Raw genomic sequence first — 18,587 nt, 5'->3', positions numbered from 1 at the left:
AAGTGGAATGATGGAACGATGGAACGATGGAATAATGGGAAACGAAAATAAAGCGCTAGCTTCAATTCCGGCTTCTGACTTCTAACTACTGAATTATGCTTTAAAGATATTCATCCCAGCTTTTAATTTGAAGAAAATCCGGTGTGTATTTTTCGAGTGCTTCTGCTAATCTCATTGCGAGTTGACGATTTGTTAATAAAGGAATTTTATAATCCACTGCCGATCTTCTAACAAGATAATCGTTTGTCAATTCTTCTTCCTGGAAACTCTTCGGAATGTTTATAACCAGATCAATTCCTTTGGCTTTAATTAAATCTATTACATTCGGTTTTTTCTTTTGCGATGGCCAATATACTTTTTCAACTTCCACGTTATTACTTTTCATAAATTCTGCCGTTCCGGGAGTTGCATAAAATTTAATTCCAAGGTTGGATAATATTCTTGATGTCTCAAGCAGTTCTGCTTTTGATTCTATTGCACCTGATGAGATTAGTATGGATTTAATTGGAAATTTATATCCAACTGAAATAAGAGCTTTCAAGAAAGCTTCATTAAAATCATCACCAAAACAAGCAACTTCACCTGTGGATGCCATTTCAACGCCGGTTGTTGGGTCAGCTCCTTCGAGTCGAGTGAAAGAAAACTCCGGCGCTTTAACAGCAACGTAATCATATTCAAATAAAGACGACTCTTTTATTTCGTAAGGTTTACCAAGCATAACTTTTACAGCAGTTTCGATAAAATTATCCTTCAAGGTTTTTGAAACAAACGGAAAACTTCTTGACGCACGCAGATTACATTCTATCACTTTTACATTGTTTTGTTTAGCAATGAATTGAATATTGAACGGTCCATTAATATAAAGTGCGGATGCAATTTTCTCCGCAACTTTTTTAATTTGTCTCATCGTTTCAAGATAAGTCCGTTGAGGCGGAAGAACTAATGTTGCATCACCCGAATGCACTCCAGCATTCTCGACATGTTCCGAAATTGCATATTTAATAATTTTACCGTCCGCTGCGACCCCGTCAAACTCGAGTTCTTTTGCGTTTTCCAAAAACTTACTAATAACAGTCGGATGTTCAGAAGAAAGCTCAGCCGCTTTTTGTAAAAAGGTAATCAATTCATTATCGTTAGAAGCCACACCCATCGCAGCGCCGCTTAAAACATACGAAGGGCGAACTAAAACCGGATAACCAATTTTATTTGCAAATGTAATTGCATCGTCAATTGCGGAAAGTTCACTCCACTCAGGTTGCTCAATTTTTAATTGATCTAACAAAGAAGAAAACTTACTTCGATTTTCGGCTAGATCAATTTTTGCAGGAGTTGTTCCGAGAATATTTATTCCCCGCTTTAATAAGGGAAGAGCTAAATTATTAGGAACTTGCCCGCCCATTGAAATTATAACCCCACGCGCGTTTAGTTTTCTATAAATTTCTTCAACTGTTTCGAGAGTTAATTCTTCGAAGAAAAGGAAATCAAATTCATCGTAGTCCGTGCTGACTGTTTCGGGGTTGCAGTTAATCATTACCGATTTTTCATCATACTTGCGTAAAAATCTTCCAGCATTCACACAGCACCAATCAAATTCAACTGAACTTCCGATTCTATATGGACCGGAACCAAGAATAATAACCGGGTTAAACTCTTGATCTTTGTCCAAATCGTCATGATAAGCATTGTATGTAAGATAGAGATAGTTTGTTTTAGCAGGATATTCAGCGGCAAGCGTATCAATTTGTAAAGCAGAAGGATGAATGTTTTCGTAAACTCGAATTTGTCTGATATCATCGGTAGTTTTATTTATTGCGATGGCAATTTGTTGATCAGAGAAGCCCAGTTTTTTAGCATGAAGAAGAGAATCCTTTGTAACACGCTGATCTATTTCCAACATACGTTTTTGATCAACAATATTTTTAATCTTATACAAAAACCATTTGTTGATATTAGTAAACTCATGGACTTGATCAACCGAGTAACCCCTTTCGAAAGCTTGGGCGATAACAAACAATCTCTCCTCACCCGGTTCTTTTAGAAATGATTCGATATTCTCGAATTGGAATTTTTTATTATTACATACAACTCCATTAGCTCCAATATCCAACATTCGTACGGCTTTCTGTAATGCTTCTTCAAATTTTCTTCCGATTGCCATTACTTCACCAACCGATTTCATAGAAGAGCCGATACGTTTAGAAACATTACGGAATTTTTTTAGATCCCAGCGAGGAATTTTCACTACACAATAGTCAAGTGCAGGTTCAAAGAAAGCTGGAGTTGTTTTGGTTACATTATTTTTTAGTTCATGCAATCCATATCCGATTGCTAACTTTGCCGCAACAAAAGCCAACGGATAGCCGGTTGCTTTTGAAGCTAAAGCTGAACTTCGCGATAGTCTTGCATTTACTTCTATGACTCGATAGTCATCCGAGTTTTTATCAAGTGCGTATTGGATATTACATTCACCGACAATTTTGAAATGTCGGATAACTTTAATCGCAATTTCACGAAGTTTGTGATATTCATGATTAGTAAGAGTTTGACTCGGGGCGACAACTATACTTTCACCCGTATGAATTCCCATCGGATCAAAGTTTTCCATATTGCAAACTGTAATACAATTATCATATTTATCGCGAACAACTTCGTACTCAATTTCACGCCAGCCTTCCAGATATTCTTCGACTAAAATTTGTGATGTATATGATAGAGCGCGGGCGGCTAATTCTTCAACCTCATTTTTATTTCTGCAAACACCGGAACCCAATCCACCAAGAGCGAATGCGATTCTGATTAGTACGGGGAACCCTATTTTATTAGCAACTTCAACGGCATCTTTTACCGAAGAAACAGCTTGACTACGCGCGACTTTAACATCGAGTGATTGCAAATTATGATTGAATTTTTCTCTGTCTTCCGTATCGATTACAGCTTGAATTGGACTACCGAGAATTTGGACATTGTATTTTTCTAATATTCCCTTTTCGTGTAGTTCCATACCACAGTTAAGTGCTGTTTGTCCGCCAAAGCTGATTAAAATTGAATCGGGTTTTTCTTTAATGATTACTTTTTCGACGAACTCAACGTTAACCGGAAGAAGATAAACTTTATCGGCAAGGTATTCCGATGTTTGGATTGTTGCAATGTTCGGGTTTATAAGTACGGTATAAATTCCCTCTTCCTTGAGAGCTTTAATTGCTTGGCTGCCGGAATAGTCGAATTCACCGGCTTCACCAATCTTTAGAGCTGAGCTTCCGAGTATTAATATTTTTTTTGGTTTGTTTGTCATTCACTTTTGCTTCACAACTTAGCGACTTTGCGGTGAGTCAATTAAAAACAACCGCAGAGACGCAATGACGCTAAGTAGAATGTTTTTTTCAGTTATAAAATTTTACTTAAAAACTCATCAAAGATGAATTCAGTATCAACCGGGCCGGGTGCTGCTTCCGGGTGGAATTGTACCGACATTACGGGTAATTCTTTATGGATAATTCCTTCGTTTGTTCCGTCGTTCAAATTTTCGAACCAGATATGCCAATCAGAAGATAATGAACTTGTATCAACCGCATAACCGTGATTTTGAGAAGTTACATAACAACGATTATTTACTTTATTAATAACTGGTTGATTCTGACTACGATGACCATATTTCATTTTAAAAGTCCTTGCGCCCGCAGCTAAAGAAACGATTTGATGACCCATACAAATACCGAGTACCGGCTTACCGGTATTGATAATTTGTTTTGCTGTATTAACTAGCTCTGGATACATCTCCGGATTACCGGGACCATTGCTAAAAAGTACGGCATCAAATTCTGTTTGAGTAAAATCATAATTCCACGGTGCACGTTTAACTTGATATCCACGATCAACTAAGTTTCTTACAATGTTTTCTTTACACCCACAGTCATATAATAGAATTGATTTCCCTTCTCCGTAGACTTGTAAATCACTTGGAGCAACTTTATCAAATAAATTAATATGGTTTGGATCGAAGAACTCAATCGGATCGGTTTCTATTTCAATCTTGCCGAGCATCGTGCCTTTTTCGCGAAGTATTTTTGTAAGTTCACGAGTATCGACATCGCATAAACCGGGAACATTATATTTTGTCATCCATTTCGAGAGGGAATTGAAAGCAGACCAATGGCTGAAGTCTTTTGAGTAGTCGGAAATAATCAAGCCGCTAATTTTTATTCCTTTTGATTCGAATGATGAAGAGAGATCTTCAAGTTCTTTTTCAATTCCATAATTACCGATTAGAGGGAAAGTTAGGACTAAGATTTGTCCGGTGTAGGATGGATCGGTTAGAGTTTCAGGATAGCCAACCATTCCTGTATTGAAAACGATCTCCCCCGCAGCAGATTTTGCAGCTCCAAACAATTTACCTGTTAATGAGAAATTATTTTCGAATACTAATTTGGCTGTTTCTATCGGGGTACTCCGTTTAGGTTGGAAACAAAGATATGAAAAGCAGGAGTCAGAATCCAGAAGTTAGGAGTCTATAGTACAGCATGTAGAATAAAACAATGGCAAGTTCAAAGGGAAATGGACCCGGTGAAATATAAGATGAGGCATTTCACGGGTCAGGGAAAAGTTAATGCAAATTCAAAGGCAAAAGCTGTAACACAGAGTTACACAGAGGATGCACAGAGTACCACAGAGAAATCAAGTCAAAGGGACCCGGTGAAATATAAGATGAAGCATTTCACGGGTCAGGGAAAAGGTAAATTCAAAAGCAAAAGCTGTAACACAGAGTCACACAGAGTACCACAGAGAAATCAAGGCAAAGGGACCCAGTGAAATATAAGATGAGGCATTTCACGGGTCAGGGAAAAGTTAATTCAAATTCAAAGACAAAAGCTGTAACACAGAGTTACACAGAGGATGCACAGAGTACCACAGAGAAATCAAGTCAAAGGGAAAAGGCAAAGGGACCCGGTGAAATATAAGATGAAGCATTTCACGGGTCAGGGAAAAGGGTAATTCAAAGGCAAAAGCTGTAACACAGAGTTACACAGAGGATGCACAGAGTACCACAGAGAAATCAAGTCAAAGGGACCCGGTTAAATATAAGATGAGGCATTTCACGGGTCAGGCCTAGTGAAATAGTTTAAATTACATTTCATGGGCCAGGAATGATTGGGTATTATTATTCAGAATCAAAGGCGGAAGCTTAGGAATCGGGAAAAGTGTTATCACAAATTCGTTCATAGAGGAATATATTCTTGCAAAATGAACTCTTTTATGCTATTTTTATGCTCTTCTTTTTGGGCCCATAGCTCAGTTGGTTAGAGCATCTGACTCATAATCAGAGGGTCGTTGGTTCGAGTCCATCTGGGCCCACACAAAAACCTCGATTAGAAATCCTAATAGAGGTTTTTTTATTCTCCTTCCCTTTAAGTTAAAATCAAAATGGTTTGTTTTGGATTGTCTTGGAGTGAAAAATGACACAAAAAGGGCACAGTATTTTTGCATGTTAGGCGAAGGAATATCTTTTTGTCGTGCAGCTGTTTGGAGTGGAGGTTAAATTTCAAACAGAACCGAAACGGAAAACTGCGGAACAATGCAAAAAGTATTACTGAGCATCACTTCACAGACAACGAATAACACGATCTAATAAAAAGATTTACTGAGCGAAGGCGTAATTTTTGTTGACGGCTTTAACAGTCCGAAACAATCAGAATTGATCGCTCTGCGAAAATTATGACTGAGCAATGTCCGGCGGCTGAGGTTCTTAAGTCTGAGCGAAACGAACGGCGGCAGGTTGTTTTGTAACCGTGCCGGAAGTGAAGCGGATATTATGAAGTAAGTTCGAATACAGGTTTATAAATTCTGATTTCACCTTGATTAACCATCGGAACAATTAACTCGATATAATCCTCAACTTGTGAAATCATATACATTATACAAACTGATCTCGGTTGATTGAATAAATTAAAACCTCCTATTCCCTCCGGTGGAACTTCGAAACATAACCATCGATCATCGTCATAATTTACAATTCCTCGATATGTTAGAGGTAAAGTAAATTCATCAACTCTCGAAGTGGAGCTGTAAGATTTACGTGGTTGTTTTCCGATTTTATTTATTTGCTGTCCGGTTTTAAGTTCAAGAAAATCTGTAGGAATAATTAGATCATAATTGAGCAGAGCAATTCTATTGCTGATCAAACAAAAATCTTTAGTATTGCTCTGCTCTTTAATCATTGTTTGTTAATCCCGATGTAAGTAGCAATTGATTCATCCAGGGTTTTCTTCCCTCCATTGTGAATTTCACAAGCTTGTTTTACTTTATTCTCAATCATAATATCAAGCTGCAAAAGAAAATCTTTACCGGCTCTTTTGCCTTGTGAATTAACTAGCTTTCTGATGTTGGTCTGATTGATGTATTTCATTATTTAGAACCTCGAAGTTTTTGAATAAGTCTTGGGTTTTACCAAAATCATTATAGACCGGAATAACTACATAGGGATCATCTACAACAATATTCAATCCTACTTTATAGATCGTTCCGGAGTAGTGTCTGATCGGTGTACCTTTCAAGAGTAAGATTGCTTTGAAGTATTTCATGATACTATCCTCCTTTCAATTATTTTGAATGAAGTGTAAACCATAGGCGAAACTAAATCCTTCAATAAGATTCTTTTTGCTCTGTTTATAATCCATTCTGATTCATCATCAGCATTACAATTAATTTCTATTGTTCCGGAATAAGTCCCGATTTGATATTTAATAATGGCTATTTCACTATTCATTTTATTATCTCCTTTTAGCGTTTCTAAATTTATCTCGATATGTTTTACAATACGATCGCTGCTTGGAAATTGAATATCTCTTTCTCTTTAATACTTCATCCGGCAGCCAATGTTTTGAATTAAGACTTCTCAATTCCCAAAAGCAACGATTGTATTGATAATCAAAAACTTGTGCGATTGAATCTAACTCATCATCAGTAAAAAGAGATTGAAGCTCCCGGCGTTTTTCGGCTGCTTCAATCTCTAAATCATATTTGAATAAGGAAAGCTTCATTAAGCAGCTTCCTCTAAGTTGTACGCTTCTATGAACTCAATCGGGTTTTCCGGTTGGTTGTCTTTTAGATCAATAAATAATTGTTCTAAAGATTCTTTGAGATATGTAAGCTGAGAAGCTTTCATTTTCTCAATTTCCGTTTTGGAAGTTGTACCAAAAACCTTTTTAATGATTACCGCTTTTAGTTGTTTATCAGCTTTACTTCTTGCATCACCTAATCCATTTTCATCGAATACCGCTTCTATTTTTTCGAGAGCAATTTTTTGTTCTTGCTTTCTTTGCCAGTAATCTAGATCATCTCCGGGAGTGAAGTTCTCATGAGTGGATTCTCCAGCAATCTCTCCAACTTCAAGACCTTGAATAAATCTAATAACCGGTTTCAAATTTCTGTATTTAGGCATAGAAAAAGATTTGGCGTTTATTGTGTCCGAACGATCTTTGAGAACATAAGCAACATTTGTTTGAACGGGTTTATCATTCTTTAATTCTTTCTCTAATTGCATCCAGATATTGAGATCGGTTTCATAGGGAGTTTCACCGGCGATTTTCATTTTTACACCGGACTTAACATAACTTCCTTTCTCTGTAATATTTCCGGCTTCATCTTTCTGATCATCTTCCTTCTCATACTCAAAACCACCTCGACCGGTAAAGACTATATTTCCTTCTGTTTCCACAAACACATCTGAGAACTCTTCTTGCCAGGCGGGAAGAAGTTTTCCCCAGTCCATCAGCGACATAAAAGACTTTCTGTTTTTTGCTTTATAGTCTTTGACAAACTGATAATAAATCTTTGTAAGTGAATCGATGAAAAGAAAATCGATCTCTTTATTGTTGAGAAAATTAAAAGCTTGTTTAACATCTGAAAGACTGCGAGTATCTTTAACAATAGCTCTGATACCGGCTTTATTGAAAATCGGGATTAAGAACCTTGAACCTTTTTCATTATCCAGAATTAAAACCGGCTTGGTACATTTCAAATCTTTGTAAGCACCGATAACAAACTCGGTTGCTGTGCGAGTTTTTCCCGCACCTTGAAAACCACCGAAAGAAGCTTTGATGAAGTGATTCTTACTTACTAAAGCGGTTGCAAAATTTTCTAATTTCATTTTGGTTACTCCTTCTTTTATGATTCAAAACAAATTTCATTGAATTGATTTATATAGATAAGATTGTATTCTTGAATGATTTCTTTTAATGCATCTTTGATATCTTCCTCGAATCTGTCCGGAATGATTTCTAATAGATCGCTTATATGTTGATCATTTAGATAGCTTTGAATTATTTCAAATTCTCTTTCTGCTTTTACGTCGATATTTCTCATGCACATTTTATTAACTCCCACCGGAACCGGCACGAATGCCGGAACCGGTTTAATATTTTTAACGATGTTCCATTACAAATCCAGGTTCTAAATCTTCTGCGTTTTCTGCTTCTGCATTAAAGAAAGTTTCTCTTTCCGAAGTATTAACGGGGTCTTGCTCTGCGGATTCTTCAAAATCTTTGATTAAATAATTAACTGCGTTTTTTGCTTGTGCTGCTGCGGATATAAAAATTGATTGATCGTTATTTAGAGAGTTTAACCATCCTTGAATATAACCGGCCGAATTATCCAGAGTGTTATTAATGCCGAAATAAGAGCAAAGATAAGCCGAGCCGATTTCCGCGATAAGTTCCTCTTTTGAGTAGTTGTCTGAGTTATAGTCTGCGGATTTGAAACGGTTTAATCTGTTTTTGAATCCGGTCCAATGGATTAACTCATGGAATAAAGTTGAATAATATTCATCTGAGGATTCAAACTCTGAGATTGCAGGAATAGAAATAAAATCTTTGGTAAGATTAAATACTGCTTTACCTTGAATATTATTTTTGATAACTGCCGGAACAGTAGCTAGAAATTTTTCCACGTTTGGAAATTTAAGATCTTCGAGAGCTGCGGAATTATAAAGCGAAGTTTGCGAAAGATTAAAAACTGTACTTGTACGCATGAATGGAATTTTATCAATTTCTGCTTTACCGGATTCTTTGATCTTGGTATTATCCAATAATTTCCAGAAAACAATCGGAATACCTTTTTCGCCTTTTTTGATATAGGCGTTTCTTTCCTTTGCTTGAAGGAAAGTTAAATAGAAAGGTGAAGGAAAATCAAAACAAGAAAGTAAAAGAAAATTGATTCCTTGATATAAATGTTTTGAAATAAAGTTCTGCGGTGGTTTTCCGTTGTTCCATGTCTTGCGCCAAGGCAAAGACCCGGAAGCAAGTTTATCTTTGATTACTGAATTAACCTTATTATAAATGTCTGATCTTTTCATGATGTTAACTCCTTCCCGGCAATATGCCGGAATGATTTAAGCAAAATGACTTATTAAGTGATGATGATGTTTTGAGAACTTGCGAAACGAGAAAAGAAATTTTTTAGTAACACGAAAAGGAATTGCGACAAAAACACCGTGATATAATACCCCTTTGTATTCCACAGCTTTAAGGGTTATATTTTCAGCGGAGTAATTTTTGAGCAGGAAAAAAAAGAAGTAAGGGTTTAACGGTTTGCGAAATAATAAAACAAGTTGACCTCTGCGACCGTAAGGCACAGATAATAAAGGTTTGCCACCAAAAAAAGAACAGCCGGCTCTTAGTGCTAAAGAAACGGTTTTTGATAGTGACATAATAAACTCCTTTTGATTGTGAAAAACTGAACAAAAGAACACTTGAAATATACAAGAAAAGGAAAGAAATAGCAAGTAATAACAATAAAAAGAAAGATTAAGAAACTATAATAATGATAATTGCACCGGACTGTTTTTAGGTTTTGCACCGCAAACGAAACGAGCAAAAGAAACGGCTTGCGAAGCAGACCGGAACCGCACTGAAGAAAAGCTGCCATTTGAAAACCAACAATTAACAGAACAATTTTTTTTATGCTGGACAACATGAATAGATTGAATGCCGTATTTATTACACCTTAGTTTTAATATTATATATTGTTGCATGACTACCCCTAAATTGTTGACGGACTTTCCCCAAAAAAACATTTGAAAAAACCCGCGCAGAAAAATGCTTTTACCTATGTACGTTGCATTGAACAAGACAATGCAAGGGCGAAGTTTTGGAAGTTTTTAGCCGAATAATTGAGGCGTGAAGAAAACTGACAAAACGAGTTTATGTACCCTTGCATTTATCGATTGCAGATATATGTTAGGTTGTCGACACAGTGATTTTGTTTTACACTAAAATTGAATACTGGCGGGTTTTTTCATTCAAGCCGGTGATGTTTACCGGCAAACAACAAGGAAGGGTTTTTGGAATAAGTCCTTTCTGATTTTGTTTTGCAAAGGTTTGAATGACGAATGAGCGTGTGTCCCGTTAAGCGAATGAGGAATGAAAACTTTTGCTTCACGAAACATATTATGATTAATTGATGAGCATTGACGAATGAAGCGAGGGCGAGTCTTTTTGTAAGTGGGGTCAGTTGTGAACGAAGCTTAAATTTCAACAAAAGCGAAGTAAACAACATAAGCGATTAGAAACAAAAAGCATGACCGAGCGAAATGAGTTATTGCGGAATGTCCGACTAACACGCACAAATGAAACGATCGGATGACTCTAATGAAAGTAGATTTCTGTTAGGTTGCAATCCCCATGAATCGATTTACTGATGCAGTTTGTTATGAAGCGATTAGTTATCCCAAAGTCTTTAATGGGTTAACTGCGGAATGATTAACAATCTGCGAATGTTAAGTGTTTCTGTTTCCGCAAAACGAGACAAAAGTATGATTGATCAATTGTTGACCTAAAACATCATGCTTTTGTTCTATATGATGTTTTACGGTCAACGTGACCATGACCCATTGTTGACCTAAACATCGGGCTTTTGAATTATCCGATGTTTACGGTCAACTGTTGCATAACCCATGTGAGAGGTAAACGTCCGGCGAATTACCGGACTGTTTACCTCGAAAGTTGCATTGATAATATTTTAGTCGAGTGAAGCGGAACGAAACACGGATAGAACTACAAATATGATTTTGCTTTTAGAGAAACAAAGTTAATGAGTGAAGTGAATGAAGCGGAATGAAGGATCACGAAATGTAGCTGAATGAAGGTAACGAATTATCTTTGGCAGTTGAAACATGTTCGGATTTACTGATAAGCAATGTTGACCTTTTTTGTTGTGGTTCCCGGCTTAACCGGGAATCCACGTCTTTTGAAAAACGGTCAACTTTGCTGAATGTTAAGATAGAACCGCACAAATGAAATGATTGATCTGGTTTAATGAAAGGTGATTTTATACATGAGACCCCGATATATCGGGGCGAATTATGATAAACTTACGAGACCCGAAGGGCGAAGGAGAACCCTAAATAATCAAACGTTTTGTAAAGACTTCCAAAACTCTTCTATAATAATCCCAGATACATTATCAGGTTCAGGTTTATCCGGTGAGCAATCCATTAATAATTGTTTATTACCCCCATGTAACCCAAAAGTATTTCTAATCCAAAGCCCAAGGCTAAAATGCAGATCTATTAAATCATCTTGTTTATAGTTACGAATTTCATCTTGTTGCTCAACTGTCAATTTTGATTTTAGTAATTCGACTGCTTCAATAAGTGAAACAGGCCAATCATTTTCATTATCAGACTTTCCAACTAATAATGAAAAATTGTTTTCTACAAAATACTCTTTCACAACACCCATTTCTCTTCGATCTTTTGGATCGATAGCAACACCAGAACGCATAATACTTCTTAAAGGTATTAGACCAGGGAAAGGAGAATCTTCAATTGTTAACAAACGCCAAATTATTAATTCTTCTTTACCATCTTTTAATTCGATATTAGAAACAACATCATTTTCGCGTAAGGTTGTTTCCATTGTTATTGGAATCCATTCAGTATCGTTAGCATGAGACATAAAAGTACCTCAAATGTATCGATGGTTAATTCTTATTATCAATCAACTACCGAAACAGAATTAAATCCATTAATTAATTTCTAATCTAAAAACTTCCATTTATGTTTTATTAGTAATTGGCACCAAATGGTAAAACAAATAATATTGGTGAAAGAATTGTTATCAAATAATCAAAGAACCAATAAAGTGTTTCACTAAAAACCATAATAAAAAAAACAGTAATAAAAAATATAGAAATAGTTGCTAGTACATATATAAAAGCTTGACCACAAGGTGGATTATTGTATGAAAGATTATCTGTTACTTTGCCTAAAATATAACCGCTTCCCATTATAGCTGTAACTTCGACCATTAAAAATAATGATGAAGTGTAGGCAATGTTTCCAACCATTATTTTCATAACATCTGCAATAAAACTAAAATTTGCTTCAAGTAGATAGTGGGAATAAATAATTAAATAGCTCAATATATATATACTGATGTATGCTACTACCGATAAAAGCAGAAGTAAAAGATAATATTTAATAATTGCTAAATATTTCATAATTCACATAACGATGGATCATGCCAAATAACCAATAACGTCGTACTAACCATATTCTCCTATAAAAGAAGAACTATTTTAGAAACTTTTACTCAAGAACACCTATCCCCAGCTTACCCGACCTCCGAAATTATAGTTGCACTTAGGCAAGACTTTGTGCTTAATCAAAAGACTATATGCACTTCTTCATAAATCATATTTTTTCATTTCTGCTTTAATTTGTTTCAATTGCATCCTTGCATCTTTTTGTGCACGATGACCTAGTTGAACAAGTTCTTTTAATTTTGGGATGTATTCCTCAAATTTCTCTTTAATTTTATTTAACGCTATTTCTTCTGCTCCTTGGTCTTTATCAAAATCTTTAGCAACTTTTATTATTATCTCTATTTCAGATTCGGCACTTCTCAATTCAGTGGAAAGATCTAGCAATGCATCTAAGTTTGATTCTTCTTTTTCCATATATTCATCAAAATCAAAGTATAGATACATTCGATGGGCAATTTTATCAGTAGCATCAATTGCTTTTTTGGTCTCCTCATTTAGATATTCCATTTCCTTATATATAAAAGGAAAATCTTCTATTTTAGAGTTAGCGATTTTATTGTAGACCCTCATAAATTTGCTAATACCGTTTAGATCATTATATAAATCTGTTATTGCTTCTTCGGCTGCAATTATTTTCTTTTCAAAGTAAATTTTGCGTAATGTAAATTTATTCTCTTTACTTGCTTGAAAGATTTCAAATAACTTTGTAATCACAATTGTGATAATAGAGCCAAGTAATAACCAAAATGCTTTTTCCATTACACTTTCTGTTATTTTAATATTTTATAAGTAAATTAATTCTTTGACTATGGTTGAATCAACTTTTTCACCGGTCGCAACATTAATAAAAAAGAATTCATTCATTTGAAGATGAGGTTTACCTTTCCACTTTTTATCTATGCTGTTTAGTTTATTCCATAATTCATTTGTTGGGAATCCGTCTTCTTTAAAGTGGTGTTGGGATAAATGGATTACTTCATTAGTTTTGTTAAAATTTAAGGCAAGTGAATAATTGTTATGTGGTTCGCCTTTTTTTTCAAACCAACTTCCAATATATCCAACTAAGTCGCCAACATTTTGACTATGCATGACAAAACCTAGCTCTTTTTTGTTACGCAATACATAAAGGGACCACCTAAATCCAAAAAGCTTACTTAATATTTGTTTGATCATGTAAACACCTTACTATTTCTCAAGCATATAACGGCCGTTATGTTAATAACGACACGGAGTTCTCCTTTTCTAAAATATACTTTGTTATGTATATTTACGACCGCTTGATTTTTAACTTATTAAAACGATTTGGCTGAACTACCTTTTTCATAATACTTCATAATTTCAGCTATTTGTTAAGCTTTTCAATTTCTGAATATAATTCAGCAGCTATAGAGCTATCTGATTTCTTAAGAATAACATATTCTTTCATAGCACCTTCGATATCACCAAGTTCAAGAAAAACTAAACCCAAATTAACGCGAGCTTTATAATAGGTCGGTTTAATTTTTATTGCCTCTTTGAAAGATTCAATAGCATTTTGGTAATCACCAGAGTCCTTATATGCTAATCCCAGATTTAAATATGTGATTTCAGAATCGGGTCTAATCTGAACAGCATTTTTATATGATTCAATTGCATTATTGGTGTCACCAGCTTTATCATATGCTAGGCCTAAGTTAAAAAATGTTTCCGCAGAATTAGGATTTGAGTGAAGCTGTGCTTTGAAATGTTTTATCGCATTTTCATAATCACCATTAAGATAAAAAGCCCGACCAGGATTTTTTACACCATAATACCACAAATAACTATATAACGAAGCTGGATACCATAATAAATTAAGTGGAAAAATTATACTCGATAACCCGAGAAAAAAAGAAACAGGTAACATCCATAATAAGTGGAAAGGAGATAGAGATAGTAATGGTACGATAACAACAGAAACTGCTGCCAGAAATGCATGTACTTCCAACGTATGTTCTGTAGCTTGTTCGACTTTAGCCTTACGGCGAATATTTAGACCTTGAGTTATTGCCCATACTAAACTCAAGATCCAGAGTATAATGCCTAAGATTTGCACAGTATGATTACCCTTTTATTCTGCTAAACGGTTTTTATGTTAAATATCCATTAGCGATAATTCATTTTTCAATAATTATCTACAATCAACTTTTTTACAAAACATATTTAATGAATAAATATATCCTCTTGACTTTTTATTTATTAAAGATGTTATGTTGCATTAGAAGATTAAGATTATATTTATATCTCAATCCTCCTTACTTCTTATAAAGTTGATAAATTTAAATGGTCTTGAATGGAAAAAGAATGTCAACAGCACTGATAAAAAACCAGCAATTATGCTTTTATAAGAAAAAAAGTCACCATCATCATTTATGTTTCCCCAAGTTTCGGGTATAAAAAATAATATACCATCAAATGAGAGATATGATAAAATACCTACACCTACTAAAGAGCCAATAAAAATAGCATAATATTTATTACTATCTCCATTTACAATATCCCGCTTACCTTTAAAAGCTGAATACCAAAAGTAGAATGTTGAGAAAAGAATAAAAATTGATATTAGAGATAATATAATAATGGTAATTATCTTAAGCATATATCACAATATTTTATCGGTGTGGCTTTTCACCCGGCCGCCCCTAATAACAATTACGAACTGAAAAGCTACTGCCAATAATTTTTGTAAATTTATTAATTAGAACAATGTTACAGGCAATGCTTACCTTTTATACCAAACCCCATAATTTGCACAGTGCCGTATTGAAAACTCGGTCGGGTGGAAAAGCAGGTTATACGTTTTATTTGCCAGCAATCCTTGCTGCTTCTTCAACCCAGTTATAAATATTAGTTCTACCATCATTCAGCACCCAATCATATGTTCTAAATATTTGCGACAAATATTGATTACCATAAATTGTTCTTACTTGCCAAGCATCTAATGGATTTGAGCCCATAAAATCGGTCATTTGATGTTGATTTTTAATATTATGGACGTAAATTCCAAGAAAGCCATTCCCCTTGGCAATACTCTGTTCAATTTCATAATGAACATATTTCCGCTCATTAGTTTGATTACCGATTAATACAATTGTTACAGAAGTACCTTTTAATTGATTATTAATCCAATTTTTTATTGCAGTATCTCCAGCACTCTTTACAGCTTCCCAAATTGCTGAGTCTACAAAATCATTTCGAATATAATTATTTGTAACTACGTTACAATTCCTAACTTGACCGACACGCCAAGAATCACGATCGAAATGAAAACTAAAAAACACTCTACGGGCCAAAAAATTACCTCCAATTAATAATTATAGTGACTATTATTAGAACAGATAACACCATGAGATGGAATAAAACAGGTGTTTTTGCGAAAGTGGTTTTAAACCAACTTACTTCAGTCAAAAATTCTTTTGTATTCATCGAGAAATCTATATCCTCATTACTAATTGATCTAACTTTATCATATAATTTTCTGAATAATTTTTCTTGCCAGAGAAAATAACTGTCGAGGACCCAAAATATTACAGCGGGGAAATATCCCAAGTAAACAAATTCTTTAACTGAATCTTTTGCTGCTAATACAAAAAGTGCAGAAATTATAATAACACTCCAACCTTTTAGCATAAATGAATTTTGAGCCATCCGGTTGATAATTCCTTGTATCATTTCCAAGTGTTTTAATTTACTTTCCATAAAACCACCTAATAATGTTTATAGGGTTGTTTGCCTTGGTTCAACCAGAAATAAAAGTTAACATAAGTATTTTCATCATAATGAATCCAAAGTGCTTCCTCATTTTTATTTTGTATTTTTCCCTTTGCTACAAATGGATATAATCCCAAGTATTCTTGACCTTTATAATTTGCAAGATATTTGGGGCTATCATACACAGGTAATATTGCTACTTTAGATTTTATACCATCAAAATAACCTAATTCCCAAGGCATCCATTTTGAATCAGAAGAATTAACAGAGGTTGCGTAAAACAATGATTTACTATTTTTCATTCTTTCTCTTAGTTTAGCGGCAGTATGCTTATTTACATTTTTTCTATCTAATGCTGGGTCTTCTATCCAATCGACATAAACTGTAAATCCTAAATCTTTAATTTCTTCGGAAATGGCTAGAATATAACTGGCATCCAATGAACTATGCGATAAAAACACATCATAAGTTTTATATTCAGAAAACGATCTTGAATCTTCAAGTAAAATTGTGCTTGCAGATTTGTAAAGCCCTCGTGATATTGAATCATATTTTTTTTGTAAATCAACCTTGTTGAATAAACTCATAATGTTTCCCTTAAATGTATAACGGCGTGTTATGTTAAACAACCAGCAACACCGATTTATATTTTTTCAATAATGATTTACAAACAACTTTTCTACAAAACTTATTTCATGGAATAACTATATCCACTTACTCACCCCACAGTTTTTTGATGCGGGGACTTTTTACTTATTAAAGATGTTAGGCAGTTTTTATATATTTCATTTAAATATTAAATCTCTTATAAGTAAGAATAATCCTATTATCCCAATAATTATGCTTATATAAATTGCTACACTTCCAAGTTTCATCCAATTTGGATCATTTTTTTTAGTATTTGGAGTAGCGAAATATAAAATGGCAGAAACAAGACCAAAAGCAATCATTATTAAATGAGTTTTATCCATATTGAATTTTCAACTTATTCTACTGTTTAATATTTTTTCACTAACTATTTACGTTGACCCAAAATCCCAAAGTATTGCAATATTTTATAATAATGTTTTTGACTGCCTAACGGCGTGTTCTATTAAACAACCAGCAACGCCGATTTATATTTTTTTAATAATTTTTTAACTAAGAACTTTTCCACAAAACTTATTTCACGGAAAAACTATACCCAACTTGCCCGCCCTCCGAAGTTGTATTTTACGAAGGAGGGACTTTTCACTTATTAAAGATGTTAGTTGCCTTTTTTTAAATCGTTTATAGTTTTTTTAAATTCTTCAATTTGTCTCTCAATTTCTTCTTCAGTCTTATCAGGAAGAGAATTCATCCATCTAGAAACAGAGATTAATTCTAAATCTGTAGAAATTAAATTTCTAAAATATTCTTTTGTTTCAGGTATTAATAAATTCCACAAATCATTCGATTGATGTTCGCGGAAAAAACCAGAAACGGGGGTATCAAAACCATATTTTTCATCAACTGGTAATCCAATTAATAAGATTGGATTTGTAATAGCTATGCAAGTGCATATATTTTTAAATGTCTCAATAAATGTGTCCAATAATTGCTTTAGATTCGCTTTGGAAAATTGAGCAGTTCTAATATTGTTGTATGAAAAATTAGAGGGTTGGAGAGCTTCAAGAGAATAGTTATTACCTCTAGTGTGAATAATATCCGATAGATACCAATAAAAATTCTTTAGATTGGTTACCCAAAGAGTATCTTTTTCAAGATTAAAAAATCTGTTATCATTAAGAAGCGATTTAATTGCACGTGAGAATAAAGGTGTTCCTCTTTGTGAGTTAAGCCAATCTATTGCATCTTTCTCATTAGTTTCACTCATTGAAAAGTATGAACCGACAACAATAAGTTCTAAAGCACGTCGGAGATTATCATATCCAGCTTTATAAGCAGCCTCTAATATTCTGTGTAAGCATTCATTCAACTCACTTATCGCTTCATTCGTTGGGAAAAACCAAAGTCTTTTTAGAGTCTCAAAATCAGATTTACTTGTTTCTGACATTGAATAACCCATAAAGTCTAAACATTGATAAAGTTCTAATTTCTTTGGATACTCTTTCTGAATATATTCAATAGTAAGATTAGCATATATGTCAAAACCATCTCTCAAAAATGCTAACCTACTTTCAAATGGGTCAGATGGAATGTTTGTTAAATCCATTATATCCTATAATTCCTTGGCACCTAACGGCGTGTCATCTTTAGTTTCTAATATAGCCGAGTTCTCATTTAATAAAAATTTATTTGTCAAGAATATTTATGTCATCTTGACTTTTTACTTATTAAAG

21 protein-coding genes and 1 tRNA gene are annotated in these 18,587 nt (G+C 34.3%); 1 reads left to right on the top strand and 21 read right to left on the bottom strand.

Annotated elements, in window-relative coordinates:
* Positions 1-100: 100 nt before the first annotated feature.
* On the bottom strand, positions 101-3,292 hold the full coding sequence (gene carB, locus QY331_07760) for a carbamoyl-phosphate synthase (glutamine-hydrolyzing) large subunit (GenBank protein WKZ71144.1): 3,192 nt from the start codon (positions 3,290-3,292) through the stop codon (positions 101-103).
* 92 nt (positions 3,293-3,384) lie between these two features.
* A complete protein-coding gene (gene carA, locus QY331_07755) occupies positions 3,385-4,437 on the bottom strand; it encodes a glutamine-hydrolyzing carbamoyl-phosphate synthase small subunit (protein WKZ71302.1) in 1,053 nt (350 codons plus the stop codon).
* An 838-nt stretch (positions 4,438-5,275) separates the two neighbouring features.
* On the opposite strand from carA, the gene QY331_07750 reads away from it, so the two are divergent.
* A tRNA-Ile gene (locus QY331_07750) sits at positions 5,276-5,349 on the top strand.
* A gap of 455 nt (positions 5,350-5,804) precedes the next feature.
* Here the strand turns inward: QY331_07750 and QY331_07745 are convergent.
* From QY331_07745 to QY331_07655, 19 genes are all read right to left on the bottom strand, one after another.
* On the bottom strand, positions 5,805-6,212 hold the full coding sequence (locus QY331_07745) for a hypothetical protein (protein ID WKZ71143.1): 408 nt from the start codon (positions 6,210-6,212) through the stop codon (positions 5,805-5,807).
* Positions 6,209-6,400, bottom strand: a complete 192-nt coding sequence (locus QY331_07740; protein WKZ71142.1) for a hypothetical protein — start codon at positions 6,398-6,400, stop codon at positions 6,209-6,211. Before QY331_07740 ends, QY331_07745 begins: the two co-directional genes overlap by 4 nt.
* Positions 6,360-6,575, bottom strand: coding sequence for a hypothetical protein (locus tag QY331_07735; protein ID WKZ71141.1), 216 nt, complete (start codon positions 6,573-6,575; stop codon positions 6,360-6,362). Before QY331_07735 ends, QY331_07740 begins: the two co-directional genes overlap by 41 nt.
* Complete coding sequence (locus tag QY331_07730) at positions 6,572-6,760, bottom strand: hypothetical protein (GenBank protein WKZ71140.1); 189 nt, start codon at positions 6,758-6,760, stop codon at positions 6,572-6,574. Before QY331_07730 ends, QY331_07735 begins: the two co-directional genes overlap by 4 nt.
* A gap of 4 nt (positions 6,761-6,764) precedes the next feature.
* Complete coding sequence (locus QY331_07725) at positions 6,765-7,034, bottom strand: hypothetical protein (GenBank protein ID WKZ71139.1); 270 nt, start codon at positions 7,032-7,034, stop codon at positions 6,765-6,767.
* Entirely contained in the window at positions 7,034-8,143 is a 1,110-nt protein-coding gene (locus tag QY331_07720; GenBank protein WKZ71138.1) for an AAA family ATPase, read from the bottom strand. The genes QY331_07725 and QY331_07720 overlap by 1 nt, the downstream gene beginning before the upstream one ends.
* 17 nt (positions 8,144-8,160) lie before the next feature.
* Positions 8,161-8,358 carry a hypothetical protein gene (locus tag QY331_07715; GenBank protein ID WKZ71137.1) on the bottom strand — a complete coding sequence of 66 codons (198 nt, stop codon included), beginning with the start codon at positions 8,356-8,358 and terminating at the stop codon, positions 8,161-8,163.
* Between the two features lie 58 nt (positions 8,359-8,416).
* Entirely contained in the window at positions 8,417-9,346 is a 930-nt protein-coding gene (locus QY331_07710; protein ID WKZ71136.1) for a zincin-like metallopeptidase domain-containing protein, read from the bottom strand.
* 36 nt (positions 9,347-9,382) lie between these two features.
* Positions 9,383-9,700, bottom strand: a complete 318-nt coding sequence (locus QY331_07705; protein ID WKZ71135.1) for a hypothetical protein — start codon at positions 9,698-9,700, stop codon at positions 9,383-9,385.
* Positions 9,701-11,399: 1,699 nt separating this feature from the next.
* Positions 11,400-11,948, bottom strand: a complete 549-nt coding sequence (locus QY331_07700) for a hypothetical protein (protein WKZ71134.1) — start codon at positions 11,946-11,948, stop codon at positions 11,400-11,402.
* A 109-nt stretch (positions 11,949-12,057) separates the two neighbouring features.
* A complete protein-coding gene (locus QY331_07695) occupies positions 12,058-12,492 on the bottom strand; it encodes a hypothetical protein (protein ID WKZ71133.1) in 435 nt (144 codons plus the stop codon).
* Positions 12,493-12,678: 186 nt separating this feature from the next.
* Positions 12,679-13,296: a hypothetical protein gene (locus QY331_07690; GenBank protein ID WKZ71132.1), complete on the bottom strand. Its 618-nt coding sequence runs from the start codon at positions 13,294-13,296 to the stop codon at positions 12,679-12,681.
* A gap of 24 nt (positions 13,297-13,320) precedes the next feature.
* Entirely contained in the window at positions 13,321-13,710 is a 390-nt protein-coding gene (locus QY331_07685) for a hypothetical protein (protein ID WKZ71131.1), read from the bottom strand.
* Positions 13,711-13,879: 169 nt separating this feature from the next.
* Positions 13,880-14,581 carry a tetratricopeptide repeat protein gene (locus QY331_07680; GenBank protein WKZ71130.1) on the bottom strand — a complete coding sequence of 234 codons (702 nt, stop codon included), beginning with the start codon at positions 14,579-14,581 and terminating at the stop codon, positions 13,880-13,882.
* 219 nt (positions 14,582-14,800) lie between these two features.
* Positions 14,801-15,154, bottom strand: coding sequence for a hypothetical protein (locus QY331_07675; GenBank protein WKZ71129.1), 354 nt, complete (start codon positions 15,152-15,154; stop codon positions 14,801-14,803).
* 202 nt (positions 15,155-15,356) lie between these two features.
* Positions 15,357-15,848: a TIR domain-containing protein gene (locus QY331_07670; GenBank protein ID WKZ71128.1), complete on the bottom strand. Its 492-nt coding sequence runs from the start codon at positions 15,846-15,848 to the stop codon at positions 15,357-15,359.
* Positions 15,849-15,852: 4 nt separating this feature from the next.
* Positions 15,853-16,254, bottom strand: coding sequence for a hypothetical protein (locus QY331_07665; protein ID WKZ71127.1), 402 nt, complete (start codon positions 16,252-16,254; stop codon positions 15,853-15,855).
* 8 nt (positions 16,255-16,262) lie between these two features.
* Positions 16,263-16,853 (bottom strand): hypothetical protein, encoded by a 591-nt coding sequence (locus QY331_07660; GenBank protein ID WKZ71126.1) that lies wholly within the window; start codon positions 16,851-16,853, stop codon positions 16,263-16,265.
* A 659-nt stretch (positions 16,854-17,512) separates the two neighbouring features.
* Entirely contained in the window at positions 17,513-18,460 is a 948-nt protein-coding gene (locus QY331_07655; protein ID WKZ71125.1) for a hypothetical protein, read from the bottom strand.
* Between the last annotated feature and the right edge of the window lie 127 nt (positions 18,461-18,587).

The organism is Melioribacteraceae bacterium, assembly GCA_030584085.1.
Classification (GTDB): Bacteria; Bacteroidota; Ignavibacteria; order Ignavibacteriales; family Melioribacteraceae; genus SURF-28.
Note: the sequence above shows the minus strand (reverse complement) of the source record. Positions and strands in the feature narration are given on the sequence as shown.